General features: G+C 69.0%; 12 protein-coding genes. 5 read left to right on the top strand and 7 right to left on the bottom strand.

What is annotated here, in order from left to right; genetic code table 11:
* Positions 1 to 55: 55 nt before the first annotated feature.
* From ACF07B_RS34005 to ACF07B_RS34015, 3 genes are read left to right on the top strand one after another with little or no spacing between them, the layout of a single operon-like run.
* Positions 56 to 1,393 (top strand): ferric reductase-like transmembrane domain-containing protein, encoded by a 1,338-nt coding sequence (locus ACF07B_RS34005; protein WP_392181840.1) that lies wholly within the window; start codon positions 56 to 58, stop codon positions 1,391 to 1,393.
* A 19-nt stretch (positions 1,394 to 1,412) separates the two neighbouring features.
* Positions 1,413 to 2,216 (top strand): FMN-binding protein, encoded by an 804-nt coding sequence (locus ACF07B_RS34010; RefSeq protein WP_362398377.1) that lies wholly within the window; start codon positions 1,413 to 1,415, stop codon positions 2,214 to 2,216.
* Positions 2,217 to 2,262: 46 nt separating this feature from the next.
* A complete protein-coding gene (locus ACF07B_RS34015; RefSeq protein WP_392181841.1) occupies positions 2,263 to 3,000 on the top strand; it encodes an FAD:protein FMN transferase in 738 nt (245 codons plus the stop codon).
* 101 nt (positions 3,001 to 3,101) lie between these two features.
* Here the strand turns inward: ACF07B_RS34015 and ACF07B_RS34020 are convergent, their stop codons facing one another.
* The 7 genes from ACF07B_RS34020 to ACF07B_RS34050 all read right to left on the bottom strand — a co-directional run bounded on the left by ACF07B_RS34020 (position 3,102) and on the right by ACF07B_RS34050 (position 10,357).
* Positions 3,102 to 3,638 carry an arginine repressor gene (locus tag ACF07B_RS34020; RefSeq protein WP_326788839.1) on the bottom strand — a complete coding sequence of 179 codons (537 nt, stop codon included), beginning with the start codon at positions 3,636 to 3,638 and terminating at the stop codon, positions 3,102 to 3,104.
* 22 nt (positions 3,639 to 3,660) lie between these two features.
* Positions 3,661 to 4,869 carry an acetylornithine transaminase gene (locus tag ACF07B_RS34025; RefSeq protein WP_392181757.1) on the bottom strand — a complete coding sequence of 403 codons (1,209 nt, stop codon included), beginning with the start codon at positions 4,867 to 4,869 and terminating at the stop codon, positions 3,661 to 3,663.
* Positions 4,866 to 5,780: an acetylglutamate kinase gene (argB, locus tag ACF07B_RS34030; protein ID WP_362398385.1), complete on the bottom strand. Its 915-nt coding sequence runs from the start codon at positions 5,778 to 5,780 to the stop codon at positions 4,866 to 4,868. Before argB ends, ACF07B_RS34025 begins: the two co-directional genes overlap by 4 nt.
* Positions 5,777 to 6,931, bottom strand: a complete 1,155-nt coding sequence (gene argJ, locus ACF07B_RS34035; protein ID WP_392181758.1) for a bifunctional glutamate N-acetyltransferase/amino-acid acetyltransferase ArgJ — start codon at positions 6,929 to 6,931, stop codon at positions 5,777 to 5,779. Before argJ ends, argB begins: the two co-directional genes overlap by 4 nt.
* On the bottom strand, positions 6,928 to 7,956 hold the full coding sequence (argC, locus tag ACF07B_RS34040) for an N-acetyl-gamma-glutamyl-phosphate reductase (protein ID WP_392181759.1): 1,029 nt from the start codon (positions 7,954 to 7,956) through the stop codon (positions 6,928 to 6,930). The genes argJ and argC overlap by 4 nt, the downstream gene beginning before the upstream one ends.
* Before the next feature lie 235 nt (positions 7,957 to 8,191).
* The gene (locus tag ACF07B_RS34045) at positions 8,192 to 10,057 is read right to left on the bottom strand and encodes a TniQ family protein (protein WP_392181760.1); all 1,866 of its coding nucleotides are present in this window, start codon (positions 10,055 to 10,057) and stop codon (positions 8,192 to 8,194) included.
* Between the two features lie 3 nt (positions 10,058 to 10,060).
* On the bottom strand, positions 10,061 to 10,357 hold the full coding sequence (locus tag ACF07B_RS34050) for a hypothetical protein (RefSeq protein WP_392181761.1): 297 nt from the start codon (positions 10,355 to 10,357) through the stop codon (positions 10,061 to 10,063).
* A 713-nt stretch (positions 10,358 to 11,070) separates the two neighbouring features.
* On the opposite strand from ACF07B_RS34050, the gene ACF07B_RS34055 reads away from it, so the two are divergent.
* The gene (locus ACF07B_RS34055) at positions 11,071 to 11,892 is read left to right on the top strand and encodes a TnsA-like heteromeric transposase endonuclease subunit (protein ID WP_392181762.1); all 822 of its coding nucleotides are present in this window, start codon (positions 11,071 to 11,073) and stop codon (positions 11,890 to 11,892) included.
* Positions 11,892 to 14,180 (top strand): transposase, encoded by a 2,289-nt coding sequence (locus ACF07B_RS34060; RefSeq protein ID WP_392181763.1) that lies wholly within the window; start codon positions 11,892 to 11,894, stop codon positions 14,178 to 14,180. The genes ACF07B_RS34055 and ACF07B_RS34060 overlap by 1 nt, the downstream gene beginning before the upstream one ends.
* The last annotated feature ends 46 nt before the right edge of the window (positions 14,181 to 14,226 follow it).

Below are 14,226 nucleotides of genomic sequence, written 5' to 3' on the forward strand. Positions count from 1 at the left end.
ACACGGAGGAACCGTGTCCACGATCGCCGGTGGTCGCGCCGCGCGGCGCCAGACCATGCGCCGAATCCGCCCTCGCCGCTCGCCCGCCGTCCCGCTGTTGATCGCCGTATGGGCCGGCGCCGCCGGGGTCCTCTGGCTGTGGTGGAACAACACCCCGTCCATCGCGGACAACAACAGCAGGATCCTCAACGCCGGCCGCATCACCGGGCTGCTCGCCGGATATCTGATGGCCCTCGTGGTGCTGCAGATGGCCCGCGTCCCCGCCCTTGAACGCCGGGTGGGATCCGACCGGGTGGCGCGCTGGCACGCGATGACCGGCCGCTACACGATCTGCCTGGTCCTCGCCCATCTCTTCCTGACGATGTGGGGCTACGCCCTTCAGTCCGGCAAGGGCCTCGGCGGGATCGTGCAGCAGACCGTCGACTCGGTCAACCAGCTGCCCGACATGGGCAAGGCCGCGATCGGCACGGGTCTGCTCGTGCTCATCGGGTTCATATCCGTCGGCTGGCTCCGGCGGCTGATCCCGTACGACACCTGGTACCACGTCCACCTGCTGACGTACGCCGCGGTGTTCCTGACGTTCTGGCACCAGCTCTCCACCGGCAACGACTTCGCGGTGGAACCGGTCGCCAAGACCGTCTGGTACGGGCTCTACGGATCGGTGACCGCGCTGGTCGTCTGGTACCGAATCCTTTCTCCGATCCGGCTGAACCTGAAGCACCGGATGCGGGTCCAGGCGGTCATCGAGGAGACGCCCGGCATCGTGTCGGTGCTGATCAGCGGACGCAAGCTGCACCGGATGGGCGCCGAGGCCGGACAGTTCTTCCGCTGGCGCTTCCTGGCACCTGGGATGCGGTTCAGCTCCCACCCGTACTCGCTCTCGGCGGCGCCCCGCCCCAACATGCTGCGCATCACCGTGAAGGCGATCGGCGACCACAGTTCCGCCCTGCGCGACCTGGAGCCCGGCACCCGGGTCTGGGCCGAGGGCCCCTACGGCGCGCTGACCGCCGGAAAGCGCAGCCGCGGCAAGGTGCTCCTGGTGGCGGGCGGCGTCGGCATCACCCCGATGCGGGCCCTGTTCGAGACCCTTCCCGGCGCGTCCGGCGACCTCACGCTGCTCTACCGGGCCAACACCACCCAGGACCTGGCCCTGTGGGACGAGCTGGCCGCCATCTCCAAGGAGCGCGGGGCGCGTCTGATGTACGCGGTGAACAGCCCCGAGGGCGAACGTCCCGACATCTCGGCGGAGTCGCTGCGCCGCAAACTGCCCGACATCGACCACCACGACGTCTTCATGTGCGGGCCGCCCGGCTTCGCCCAGGAGGTGTACGCGGCACTGCGCGGCGCGGGCGTCCCCGCCCGCCGCATCCATCACGAGTCGTTCGAGATGTGAGCGACGGGAGTCAGGAACGATGAAGACCAATCACCCCATCCGCCGGTTCGTGCTGGCGAGCGCCGCCACCGTGTCCGGGATCGTGCTGCTGCTGGCGCTCAAGCCGGCGACCGACCCCGCCGCCGCGTCGGCGCAGGCCGGTGCGGCGCCCCAGCAGACGGCGGCCGGTCAGGGAGCCCCGCAGGGCGGCACCGCTCAGCAGTCGGGTACCGCCACCGTCCTCGGTGACGTGGTGCAGACCGAGTACGGGCCGGTCCAGGTGCAGCTCACCATGAGCGGCGGCAAGATCACCAAGGCGGACGCGGTCCAGGCGCCCAAGGGCGGGACCAGCGATCAGAAGACCGCCCTCTCGGTGCCCAAGCTCAACCAGGAGACCCTCGCCGCGCAGAGCGCCGACATCGACGCCGTCTCGGGGGCGACCTACACCAGCGGCGGCTACAAGAAGTCCCTCCAGTCGGCCCTGGACAAGGCGAAGGCCGCCGGCGGCACAGCGGGCTCCTCCGGGTCCTCGGGCACGGCCGGGGCGTCCCCTGCGGCACCCGCCGCGCAGGCGCGCGTCGTCACCGGCACCGTGTCCGACACCCAGTACGGGCCCGTCCAGGTCCGGCTCACCCTCGACGGCAAGAAGATCACCAAGGCCGAGGCGGTCCAGGCACCCTCGGGCGGGACCAGCTCCCAGAAGACCGAACTCGCGGTGCCCAAGCTGAACCAGGAGGCCGTCGCCGCGGGCAGCGCCCAGATCGACACCGTCTCCGGCGCGACCTACACGAGCGAGGGCTACAAGAAGTCCCTGCAGTCGGCTCTGGACAAGGCCGGTGTCTGAGCCCACGCAGGACGCACCGCAGGAGCTGCGCCACGCCGAGGAGGTGATGGGCACGGTCTTCTCCTTCGACGTGCGCGGCGGCGAACCCGCGGCCGTGCGGACGGCGTTGGAGGAGGCGGTCACCCAACTGCACCGCGTGGACGCGGTGTTCAGTACCTATCGCGAGGAAAGCCAGATCTCGCGGCTGGTGCGCGGAGAGCTCACCGTCGAGGAGTGCGACCCGGAGGTCGCCGAGGTGCTCGCCCTGGGCGCCGAGGCGGAACGGGTCAGCGACGGCTGGTTCAGCACGCGCTACGAGGGCCGGCTCGACCCCACGGGGATCGTCAAGGGCTGGGCGGCGGAGCGCGCCGCCCTGAGTCTCACCGCCGCCGGGGCGAGCGGAGTGAGCGTCAACGGCGGCGGCGACGTCCAGCTCTGCGGCGTCCCCGGGCCGCACCGCCCCTGGCGGGTGGGCGTGTCCGATCCGCTCCGCCCGGGCTCCCTCGCCGCGGTGGTCTCCGCGGCAGGCGTCGACCGGCTGGCCGTCGCGACCTCGGGCACCGCCGAACGCGGCGCCCATATCGTCGACCCGCGCACGGGCAGGTCGGCGGTCACCGACCTGCTGGCCGTGACGGTGGTGGGCCCCCGGCTGACCTGGGCGGACGCCTGGGCGACCGCCGCCTTCGCGATGGGCTCGCGGGCGGGCCTCGACTGGCTGGAGTCGCTCCCGGACGTGGAGGCGCTGCTCATCACGGCCGGCAACGAGGTCAGATGCACGGGAGGCCTCGCCCAGCGCCTTGGGTGACCGGCACCCGTTCCCGGGCGCGGCCCCCGGCGAACCCGCGTCGGCGCGTACGACGGTGGAGGCGCACCCCGCTCCGGGGTGCGCCTCCACCGTCGTACGTGTCAGTGATCGTTCTGGGCCAGTCGCAGCATGTGGTCGGCCAGCGCCTGGCCGCCCGTCGCGTCGCGGCTGATCAGCATCAGGGTGTCGTCCCCCGCGATCGTGCCCAGCACGTCGTGCAGCTCCGCCTGGTCGATCGCCGACGCGAGGAACTGCGCGGCGCCCGGCGGGGTGCGCAGGACCACGAGGTTCGCCGAGGCCTCCGCGGAGATCAGCAGCTCCGAGGAGAGCCGGCGCATCCGCTCCTCCTTCGCCGACTCCCCCAGCGGTGCGCGCGGAGTGCGGAAACCGCCCTCGCTCGGCACCGCGTAGATGAGGTCGCCGTCGTTGTTGCGGATCTTCACCGCGTTCAGCTCGTCGAGGTCCCGGGAGAGCGTCGCCTGAGTGACGTTCAGCCCGTCGTCGGCCAGGAGCTTCGCCAACTGGCTCTGCGAGCGCACCGGTTGCCGGTTGAGGATGTCCACGATCCGGCGGTGGCGTGCGGTGCGGGTCTGCGGCACGGCAGGCCCTGCGTGCTCGTGGTCCTGCGCCTGACTCATCGTCGTCGTCCCATTCCCGGGATCATCCGTCCCCGTTGGCTGCGTCGAGGATGCCGGGAAGGGCCCGGAGGAACGTGTCCACCTCGTCGTCGCCGAGGTTCAGCGGCGGCATCAGCCGTACGACATCGGGGGCGGGCGCGTTCACCAGGAGACCGGCGTCCTGAGCCGCCTGCTGCACCTGGGGCGCGAGCGGCTCGGTGAGCACGATACCCAGGAGCAGACCCGCACCCCTGACGTGGTCGATCAGCGGATGGCCGGAACCGTTCCCGAGCCCCTCGATCCCGTCCCGCAGCTTCTCGCCGGCGCGCTTCACGTTCTCCAGGAGTCCCTCGGACTCGATCGTGTCGAGCACGGCGAGTCCGGCGGCGCAGACGACCGGGTTGCCGCCGAAGGTCGTGCCGTGGTGGCCGGGCTTCAGCAGCCCGGCGGCGCGGCCGAAGGCGACCGTGGCACCGAGCGGCAGTCCGCCGCCGAGGCCCTTGGCGAGCGTCACGATGTCGGGCAGGACACCTTCGTGGGCCTGGTACTCGAACCAGTGCCCGGTGCGGCCGATGCCGGTCTGCACCTCGTCCAGGACGAGCAGCGCGCCACGGGCCGCGGTGATGGCACGGGCCGCCTTCAGGTAGCCGGGGGGCGGGACGACCACGCCGTTCTCACCCTGGATCGGCTCGATGATCACCAGCGCGGTGTCGTCCGTGACCGCCTGGGCGAGGGCCTGCGCGTCACCGTAGGGGACGTGCGTGACATCGCCGGGCAGCGGCAGGAAGGGCTCCTGCTTGGCGGACTGGCCGGTGAGCGCGAGGGCGCCCATGGTCCGCCCGTGGAAGCCGCCGGTGGTGGCGACCATGTGGGTCCGGCCGGTCAGCCGGCCGATCTTGAACGCGCCCTCGTTGGCCTCGGCGCCCGAGTTGCAGAAGTACACCCGGCCCTCGCGGCCGAAGAGCTGGACCAGCCGTTCGGCGAGGACGACGGGCGGTTCGGCGACGAAGAGGTTGGAGACGTGGCCGAGCGAACGGATCTGCCGGCTCACCGCCTCGACGATCGCGGGGTGGCCGTGTCCGAGGGCGTTGACCGCGATGCCGCCGACGAAGTCGAGGTACTCGTTGCCGTCCGCGTCCCACAGCTTGGTTCCGGCGCCGCGCACGAGCGGCAGCCGCGGGGTGCCGTAGTTGTCCATGAGCGCGCCCTGCCACCGTTCGGTGAGCTCCGCGTTGCTCGCGCTGCCGGTCATTCGGCGTCCCCCGCTTCCTCGTCGTCCGGCACGACCATCGTGCCGATGCCTTCGTCGGTGAAGATCTCCAGCAGGATCGAGTGCTGGACCCGGCCGTCGATGACACGGGCGGTGGTGACGCCGTTGCGTACGGCGTGCAGACAGCCCTCCATCTTCGGCACCATGCCGCTGGCCAGCTCGGGAAGGAGCTTCTCCAACTGGGTGGCGGTGAGGCGGCTGATCACCTCGTCGCTGTTCGGCCAGTCCTCGTAGAGGCCCTCGACGTCCGTGAGGACCATGAGGGTCTCGGCGCCCAGCGCGGCAGCGAGTGCCGCAGCCGCCGTATCAGCATTGACGTTGTAGACATGTCCGTCGTCCTGGCTCCGGGCGATCGAGGAGACGACCGGGATGCGGCCGTCGGCGAGCAGAGCCTCGATCGCGCCCGTGTCGATCGCGGTGATCTCGCCCACCCGCCCGATGTCGACCAACTGGCCGTCGATCGTGGGCCGGTGCTTGGTGGCGGTGATGGTGTGCGCGTCCTCGCCGGTGAGGCCGACGGCGAGGGGTCCGTGCTCGTTGAGGAGTCCGACCAGTTCGCGCTGGACCTGTCCGGCGAGCACCATGCGCACGACGTCCATCGCGTCCTCGGTGGTGACGCGCAGGCCCGCCTTGAACTCGCTGACGATGCCGTGCCGGTCGAGGGCCGCGCTGATCTGCGGGCCGCCGCCGTGCACGACGACCGGCTTGAGGCCCGCGTGGTGCAGGAAGACGATGTCCTGGGCGAAGGCGGCCTTCAGCTCGGCGTCGATCATGGCGTTGCCGCCGAACTTGACGACGACGGTCTTGCCGCGGTGCCGGGTGAGCCAGGGCAGCGCCTCGATGAGGATCTGCGCCTTGGGCAGAGCGGTGTGCTTGCGGGTCACATTGCTCATGAGGAGTACGCGCTGTTCTCGTGGACGTAGTCGGCGGTGAGGTCGTTGGTCCAGATCGTGGCGGTCGCGTCGCCCGCGGCGAGGTCCGCGACGATGTGGACCTCGCGGTAGCGCATGTCGACCTTGTCGCGGTCCTCGCCGACGCCGCCGTTCTTGCAGACCCAGACGCCGTTGATGGCGACGTTGAGCCGGTCCGGCTCGAAGGCGGCCCGGGTGGTGCCGATCGCGGACAGCACGCGGCCCCAGTTGGGGTCCTCGCCGTGGAGGGCGCACTTGAGGAGGTTGTTGCGGGCGATGGAGCGGCCCACCTCGACGGCGTCGTCCTCGGTCGCGGCGCCCAGGACCTCCACCTTGATGTCCTTGCTGGCGCCCTCGGCGTCGCGGATGAGCTGCTGGCCGAGGTCGTCGCAGACCGCGCGCACGGCCTCGGCGAACTCCGCGTACTCCGGAGTGACTTCACTGGCTCCGGAGGCGAGCAGCAGCACGGTGTCGTTGGTGGACATGCAGCCGTCGGAGTCGACGCGGTCGAAGGTGGTGCGGGTGGCGTCGCGCAGCGCCCGGTCGAGGTTCTCGCTGTCGACGTCCGCGTCGGTGGTGAGGACGACGAGCATGGTGGCGAGGCCCGGGGCGAGCATGCCCGCGCCCTTGGCCATCCCACCCACCGTCCAGCCGTCCTGGGTGACGACCGACGTCTTGTGCACGGTGTCGGTGGTCTTGATGGCGATGGCGGCCTTCTCGCCGCCGTGCGGGCCGAGTTCGGCGACGGCCAGGTCGACTCCCGGAAGCAGCTTGTCCATCGGGAGCAGCACCCCGATGAGGCCGGTCGAGCACACGGCGACGCCGCCCGCACCGGTGTCACCGAGCGCCTCGGCGACCTTCTCGGCGGTGGCGTGGGTGTCCTGGAAGCCCTTGGGTCCCGTACAGGCGTTGGCACCACCGGAGTTGAGGACGACCGCGTCCAACCGGCCGCTCTTGAGGACCTGTTCCGACCACAGGACCGGCGCGGCCTTCACACGGTTGGAGGTGAAGACGCCCGCGGCGGCGCGGCGGGGCCCGTTGTTGACCACGAGGGCCAGGTCCGGGTTGCCGTTCTGCTTGATCCCGGCGGCGACGCCGGCCGCGGTGAATCCCTGTGCTGCCGTGACGCTCACGGTGCGACTCCGATCGTGGAAAGTCCCAGGTCCTCGGGGAGACCGAGGGCGAGGTTCATGCTCTGGACGGCACCGCCCGCGGTGCCCTTGGTCAGGTTGTCGATGGCGCTGATCGCGATGATGCGGTGTGCGGCGGCGTCGTACGCGACCTGGACCTGAACGGCGTTGGAACCGTAGACGGACGCCGTGGCCGGCCACTGTCCTTCGGGAAGGAGGTGGACGAAGGGCTCGTCGGCGAAGGCCTTCTCGTAGGCGGTCCGGACGGCCTCGGTGGTGACCCCGGGCTTCGCCTTGGCGCTGCACGTGGCGAGGATGCCGCGGGGCATGGGCGCGAGGGTGGGGGTGAAGGAGACGGTGACGGGCTCACCGGCGGCGGCGGTGAGGTTCTGGATCATCTCCGGGGTGTGCCGGTGGACGCCGCCGACGCCGTACGGGCTCATCGACCCCATGACCTCGCTGCCGAGCAGGTGCGCCTTGGGCGCCTTGCCGGCGCCCGAGGTGCCGGACGCGGCGACGATCACGGCCTCGGTCTCCGCCACTCCGGCCGCGTAGGCGGGGAAGAGGGCCAGCGAGACGGCCGTCGGATAGCAACCGGGTACCGCGATGCGCTTGGACCCCTCCAGCGCGGCGCGGGCACCCGGCAGTTCGGGGAGGCCGTACGGCCAGGTCCCGGCGTGCGGAGAGCCGTAGAACCGCTCCCAGTCGGCCGGGTCCTTCAGCCGGAAGTCGGCACCCATGTCGACCACGAGGACCTCGGGACCGAGCTGGTCGGCGACCTCGGCGGACTGGCCGTGGGGCAGCGCGAGGAACACCACGTCGTGGCCGCTCAGCGCCTCGGCGGTGGTCTCGGCGAGGACCCGGTCGGCGAGCGGCAGCAGATGGGGCTGGATCTCGCCGAGCCGCCTGCCCGCGTTGGAGTTGCCGGTCAGGGTGCCGATCTCGATCTGGGGGTGCGCCAGGAGCAGGCGCAGCAGTTCCCCGCCCGCGTACCCACTCGCTCCCGCCACCGCCGCACGCATCGCCATGGAACCCTCCTCTTGGATGGCATGACTATACGTTTCCCTGCACGTTTATGCAATCCTCGCGGGTGGCCGCCAGGGGCACCCGATGCGACGGAGAATTTTAGTTGGCGGATGAGAATTTTAGTTGGCGGATCTCGGTCCCGTAACGCTGCGTTACAGCGAGGCTGAGCGCTCGATCGGCCGCTCAGATCCCGGGCAGACATACCCGGACGCTGGCTCGTGAGGCCAGCGTCCAGGTTCACGTTGGACGGCAGCTGTCGGCCTGAGGCAACCCGAGCAGCAGCTCGGCGTGCGCCGCTAAGGCATCGCGCAACGCGCTGAAGCGCGGTGAAACCCGGTAGGTGATCTTCCTGAGAAGCATCGATCGCGTCTTCCAGATGGGTGGTCGGTTGACGAGCTGGATCCATGCGTTAGGAGCGAGGTACCACTCGCTCCCCGTGAGAAGGGACCAGACGAAGACCGACGCCGTCTCTCGGAGCACGTCGTCGGTACGGAAGAGAGGAGCTGGGCCGTGCTGGGCAATGAGATCGACGAACTCTGGCCAGCTCGAAGGAGAGAGGGTCCAGTCCGCGAAGTGCCGCCGCCGAGCGTGGTAGTCACTGTGGTTCCGGAGCGCAGAGACGTGGTTAACGATCCGAGCCATGGCGGCGTCCAGGACCTCGGGTCGTTCTCGGTGGGGAAATGCATGGAGTCTGCTGCGGGTCTTGCTCCCGAAGCTTGTGCGGTGCCACGCGTCCGGAATGCCGAGAAAACGTGCCGCTTCCCCCCACTCTACGTTCGCTGCGATCTGGACAAGTTGGACTGCGGCGAAGCGGCGGAGGTAGACGCTCGGGCTCAGGACGGTAGGCGGGACTTCACCGATCATCGCGGCGAACCAGTCATCGGGGATCCGCTGGGGGACATGGTCCGGCAAGTAGTGGCGTACAGCGGCGGCGATCAACGGGCGTCGCCCTCGACGAGGCTCTGCTCTTGCAGTCCTGCCGACAAGCCGGGAGGGCATCGTCTCGTTCACATACTGCCTGAGCTCAGGTGAACAGTGATGCCGGAGCGTGGTCCAGGTCTTGCCCCATCCAGAACTCGACGGCGCTGTCCGGTCGAAAAGCACAGTCAGGGCCTGAGGGAGCGCTCTGCCTGGGAGGTTCAGCAAGCGAGTGGAGACATCCAGGAGACAGGCCGCCGCAATAGGCGTGCTGGGAATGCCTGTCCAGTGACGGCCTAGTTCTGCGGAGTCTGGCGTGTGGTGCTGCTTGACGTACTGATTGAAGGCGGTGGCGAGTTCTCTCTCGGGCGTGACCGTCGCGGCGGCCGGCCAGGTGGCGGTAACCAGGGCTGAGATGACCTGCAGATCGCTGAAGGCGGTGCTCGGGGCCTCGACAGGGTCTGCAGGGTCAAGGAGGCGAAGGATCCGCTTCTGAAGGTTGAGAAGTTGCGGGGTCAGCTCGTGGCCGTCGGCTGGCGTGGACTCGCTCAGCCAGGCACCGCACAGTCCACCGCGCGCATGGCGGGCCGGATTGCGGCACTGGGCCGGATGCAGGCCACCGACGGTCGAGGAGGGAATCAGCTGACGCTGCTTGGTGAAGCTGCCGCGGTGAGCAGGCTGCTGGCAACTCGGGCAAAGGTAACGGAGAAATGCATTATGCCTGATACAGGCGAAGACGACCGCCAGGCGCCAGCTCAGATGCCAAGATCCGCCGTACCGGTTTTGGATTTCGGAACCGTCGCCGCACAGGCATTCCGGGCAGTATCGGCTACTGGCGCCCAGGAGCCAGGCCGAGAAGAAGCCGCGAGGCCTCTGGGCGGACGAGCGTGGCCGCGTGAGTGCGTCGCGGATCGGTGGATAGCGGTGCGCGAGCGGGCGCAGGGTGAGCTGGTCGATCTGCGCCTTGGACACGCTTGTGGCCGTGGAGAACGCCGCCAGCTCAGGCGGTTCGAGCATCAGCAGGTGTCGGCCTGGAATGTGAGCGGTTTTCGCGGCCAGCCCAGTGTGGCGGGCGATTTCCCCGGGGGCGTGATTTAGGCGGTAGCTAAGTCGAAGCAGCAGACCAGGCAGGCTTTCGCCGGGCAACGGGATCAGAGATCGGGGCAGTGGCGCGGGTGGGGACACGGCTCAGCCGTGCAAGCCTGCGGCGTTGGGCCCCGTGTCTCCGAGCGTAGGGTTCCCGCCGGGACGCTTCCTGCCGGGCTTCGCGCTCCTGGTGCCTTTCGTGAGGGCGGCCCGGGCGGGCGCACTGGCCTCGGTGACGATCTCATCAGCTGGAGCCTTCCGGCTGATGACGATCTCGTCGATGAGGCTCTCTTCGATGCGCTTTCCTCCGGAGTCCATGGCCTCTTGGGCTCCGCCAGCGATGAGCCGAGAGCGGGTGCCGTCGACGCCGCCCATGCGGCGCTTCAGATGCTCTGGCATGGCCCGCTCAGGCAACGGCGCAGGCTCGGCTGTCGGTAGGACTCTGCCACGGCGCTTGTTGGCCTCGGCTGTCTGAGCTCGCCACGCCTCTCGGGACTGGGGGGTCGCGGAAGGCCAAGGTAGGCCGTAAGCCACCAGCACCAGAGCAGTGCTTGGCGTTCGCGTCAGAGCGGGTGGCCTTCGCACCACTCCTTCCAGCCGCAACTGCCCCCGCGCCATGGCATCACCGTCGTACACCGCAACCAATTGCTCGAGCCCGCACAGCCCGACCGGATACCAGCCTTCGCTTGAAGTGCTCACCCGCTCAGGGCAGCTTGTCCGCTGTACCGGCGCAGCAGATCAACGGACTTGACCGGAATGCGACTTCTGGTGATCGATCGGAGACCTTAGCCTGCCCCGTTTCAGCAAGACGTGCCAGCTAACACGAACAGTCACGTGGCGGACCGACCCGGCCCGGATGCCCCCCCACGCCAACCTTCCTTGCAAGTTGCTCCGTGGGCGCCTTGGCGAGATTGCGATATGGAGGCAGTAGGGCGGGGTTGTTCGTTCAAACCAGATGCCGTCCCGGCACCAGGACCACTTCTGCTAGCGAGCCGACTGCGGGGCTGAGCGGATCGAGTCAACAGCTCACAGGTCACCACAACCATTAAGTCACATATGATCAATTCCGAAGATTTGTCCCCAATGCTGGCCGGGGGTGCTGCTGTGGATAAGTGGACGAGGTAGCGAGGGCGCGGATCCCCTCGGATTCGAGTCACCTGGATCAGCTGGTCACGGACTACGGCGGGGATGCCGAAGCGCGGGAACGTCTGCGGCTCGGGGACGATTGGTTGTGCCGGTGGAGTTCGACGTGGCGGATTGGCGCTGGCGAGGTCTGCTGGCCGATCCGGGACATGGCGCACGTGCCGGTGTTGTCGTCCCGGCCGATGCGGGGATTCACGTGGCGGGCGAAACAGCGGCATCGCCCCGGGCTGGAGGTGATGGCGTCAACGGGCAGGGCACACGGCTTCGAGTCGCTTGAGGAGATGCGGCTGCTGGTTGCGCTGGATTTCCTGAGGGCGTCGGAGGTGTTGTCGCAGCCGTTCCGGCTGGACTTCGACCATGTGGGCGGAGGGTCCTGGCACATCCCGGACTTCCTGGCCGTGATCGACGGCGGGATGTGGCTCCTGGATGTCCGCCCGATGAAACTGGTCAAGGACGCGGACGCGCTGAAGTTCGCGGCGGCCAGGGAGGCGGCGGCGGCTTGCGGTTGGCGCTACTCGGCGGTCGTGGGCTGGCGCCCGCATGTGTGGAGCGTTCTTGATCACTTGTCGTCACGGCGACGGTCCACAAGGGACCTGCTGGGCATGCGGGACCAGTTGCTCACCGCTATTGGCGGCCAGGACGGGCGGCCGATGACGTTCTCCGAGTTGGCGGACGCGACCAGCATGCCTGCCGTTGCTCGGGCGAATATCGTCCGTCTGCTCTGGCAACGCGAACTCGGCGTCGATCTGGGAAGCCCGTTGCGCGACAGCTCGCCGGTCTGGGAGGTGTGATGGCGGCAAGGGGCTTCTTGCAGATCGCGCGGGGCAGGCGGATCGAGCTCAACGGCGTCGAGTGGACGATCGAGGATGTCCAGGGCCAGTTCGGCCGACTCATCCTCGTGGATGCCGACGGCCGCGCGGAGACTCGCTCGTTCCGCTGGCTCATCAACCATGCCGACCTGCGGCTCCTGCCGACGGTCGAAGAGCCGAGGCGGCCTTCGCCCGTCCGGGTGCAGCCGAAGACAGTGGCCGACCTGACCGACGACCAACTGGAGCGGGCACGGCTGCGGGCTGCGCATGTACTGGAAGCCGAGACGGGGTTCCGAGAAGGTCACCCGGCCCGGGCTCTACCAGGTGAACCTCGGCCCGCCTATGACCCAGACCGCACGACGCTGACCCAGCGCCGCTACGCGAAGGCTGCGGAAACGAGAGCGATGCATGGTCCGGAGGCGGTCCGGCTCGGTCTGCATCACCTCAGCTACCGAACCCTGGAGCGTCTGTCGGCACTCTCGGGTGACAGTCTCTTGCTGGCCTGCGCGGACGGGCGCTGGACACGGCGACTCAGTGGGCATCGCAGCGTCACCGAGGAGGTCCGTGAGGCGATCTTCGCCGTCAAGGCCGAGTGCGGCGACCGCGCCCGCCTGGGCCTGGCCGCCAGACACCGGTTACTGCACCAGTACATGCGTGAGCGGTTCCCGGCCTTTCCGACCAAGAAAATCCCTTCCCGCTGGACGCTCGGGACGGTCTGGAAGGAGTGGTTCGGGTCCGACGGCGCCCAGCCGCGCTACCGGCGAACGGCCCAAGCCGCCGCAGAGGCCGGCGTCTCCGGCCGAGTGGTGGTCCACCGGCCGGGGCAAGTTCTGGTGCTGGACTCAACTCCGATGCCGGTGAAGCTGCGCGAGACCGTATTCGGTGACGCGGTCACCTCGACCCTGACCCTGGCGCTCGATCTCTACACGCACGGACTGCCGGCGTTCCGGCTCATGTTGCAGTCCGACACCTCGGTCGACATCGCGATGCTGCTGCGGGACGTGATGCTGCCGCTTCCGATGCGGGACGGCTGGGGTGACGACATGGAATGGCCCTACGCCGGGGTCCCGGCGGACGTGATCGCCGAATTCGCCGGGCACCGGGTCGCCGCTCTGCCGTTCTTCGCCCCTGAGACGGTCACCACTGACCACGGCGGCCCCTACAAGAACCACGACCTGGTGGAAGCCGAACGGGAGATCGGCTGCCGGATCCTGCCCGCCCGCGTCTTGCGGCAGACCGACAAGTTCGCGGTCGAGCGCCAGTTCCTCACCATCCAGACCATGCTCTTCGAACACCTGCTGGGCTTCACCGGCGGCAACGTCGCGGACCGCGGGGCCGACCCGGAACGCGACGCGAGTCTCACACTCGCCCAGGCCGAACACATCATCGCGACGTGGATCGTCCAGATCTGGCAGAACCGCAAACTAGGTGAATACGCGCCAAGCTGGGCGCCGGGTGAGGACCACAGCCCCAACACCCTGTTCGCCGCGGCAATGGAACAGGGCGGCTTCGACCTGGACTTCCCCGAACCGAGCATCTACTACAAGGTCCTGCGCAAGCATCACGTGAAGATCCATCCGCGACGCGGCGTGAAGATCCTCGGGCTTTGGTATCACCATCCGATCCTCGACGAGCCACGCTTTCTGCATCCCTCAGCTCGAGGCGGTAGACACGCGGGCAAGTGGGTGATCCGCAGTGACCGAAGGGACCGCCGACAGGTGTTCTTCCAGGATCCGGCCGACCACGAGACCTGGCACATCCTGCGCTGGCGAGGATTGCCACCCGAAGGTGAGATCCCCGCCTTCTCGGACAAGACCGCCGACGCACTCCTGACACACGTGAAGGCGAACAACATCAGGATCCGCTCCGAGACCGAGCTCATGGAATCCCTAATGGAGATCCTCGGCTCGGTCACACCCGTCGACCAATGGCCCAGCCAGGCCAAGAAAAAGGCCGGGAAGAAGCAGCGCATCGCCCAAGCCCGCGAGATCACTCGCGCGCAGGCCGCAGCGGCCGACCGCCCCGCCGAACCGACGCCCGCTGACGAGTCGGCTCCGGCCGAGCTGCCCGCGGCCTGGGCGGAGCACGCCCGCACGATCGACCGAGCGGTCGACACCGACCGCCGCCGGCGACGCGAAGAAGCGCTCTCCGACACCAGACCCGTCGCCCCGCCGACGCTGCACGAGGCCCTCAGCCGACGGCCCATGTTCCAGCTCCCGCCCCGCGAGGCCTCAGAATCCGACAGCACTGGCCCGGAGGGAGACGAGTGACTCGAGCCGACTCTCAGGATCCTCCACTGGAGGGCCTGCCTTCACG

The sequence above is a fragment of the Streptomyces sp. NPDC015532 genome, from assembly GCF_043078065.1.
In the GTDB taxonomy this organism is placed as follows: Bacteria; Actinomycetota; Actinomycetes; order Streptomycetales; family Streptomycetaceae; genus Streptomyces.

Coding starts and splice junctions, on each gene's coding strand:
- ACF07B_RS34010 (WP_362398377.1), top strand. CDS start 1,413: ATGAAGACCAATCACCCCATCCGCCGGTTCGTGCTGGCGAGCGCCGCC.
- ACF07B_RS34015 (WP_392181841.1), top strand. CDS start 2,263: ATGGGCACGGTCTTCTCCTTCGACGTGCGCGGCGGCGAACCCGCGGCC.
- argB (WP_362398385.1), bottom strand. CDS start 5,780: ATGAGCAATGTGACCCGCAAGCACACCGCTCTGCCCAAGGCGCAGATC.
- ACF07B_RS34060 (WP_392181763.1), top strand. CDS start 11,892: ATGGCGGCAAGGGGCTTCTTGCAGATCGCGCGGGGCAGGCGGATCGAG.
- ACF07B_RS34050 (WP_392181761.1), bottom strand. CDS start 10,357: ATGCCAGAGCATCTGAAGCGCCGCATGGGCGGCGTCGACGGCACCCGC.
- ACF07B_RS34025 (WP_392181757.1), bottom strand. CDS start 4,869: ATGACCGGCAGCGCGAGCAACGCGGAGCTCACCGAACGGTGGCAGGGC.
- ACF07B_RS34005 (WP_392181840.1), top strand. CDS start 56: ATGCGCCGAATCCGCCCTCGCCGCTCGCCCGCCGTCCCGCTGTTGATC.
- ACF07B_RS34020 (WP_326788839.1), bottom strand. CDS start 3,638: ATGAGTCAGGCGCAGGACCACGAGCACGCAGGGCCTGCCGTGCCGCAG.
- argC (WP_392181759.1), bottom strand. CDS start 7,956: ATGGCGATGCGTGCGGCGGTGGCGGGAGCGAGTGGGTACGCGGGCGGG.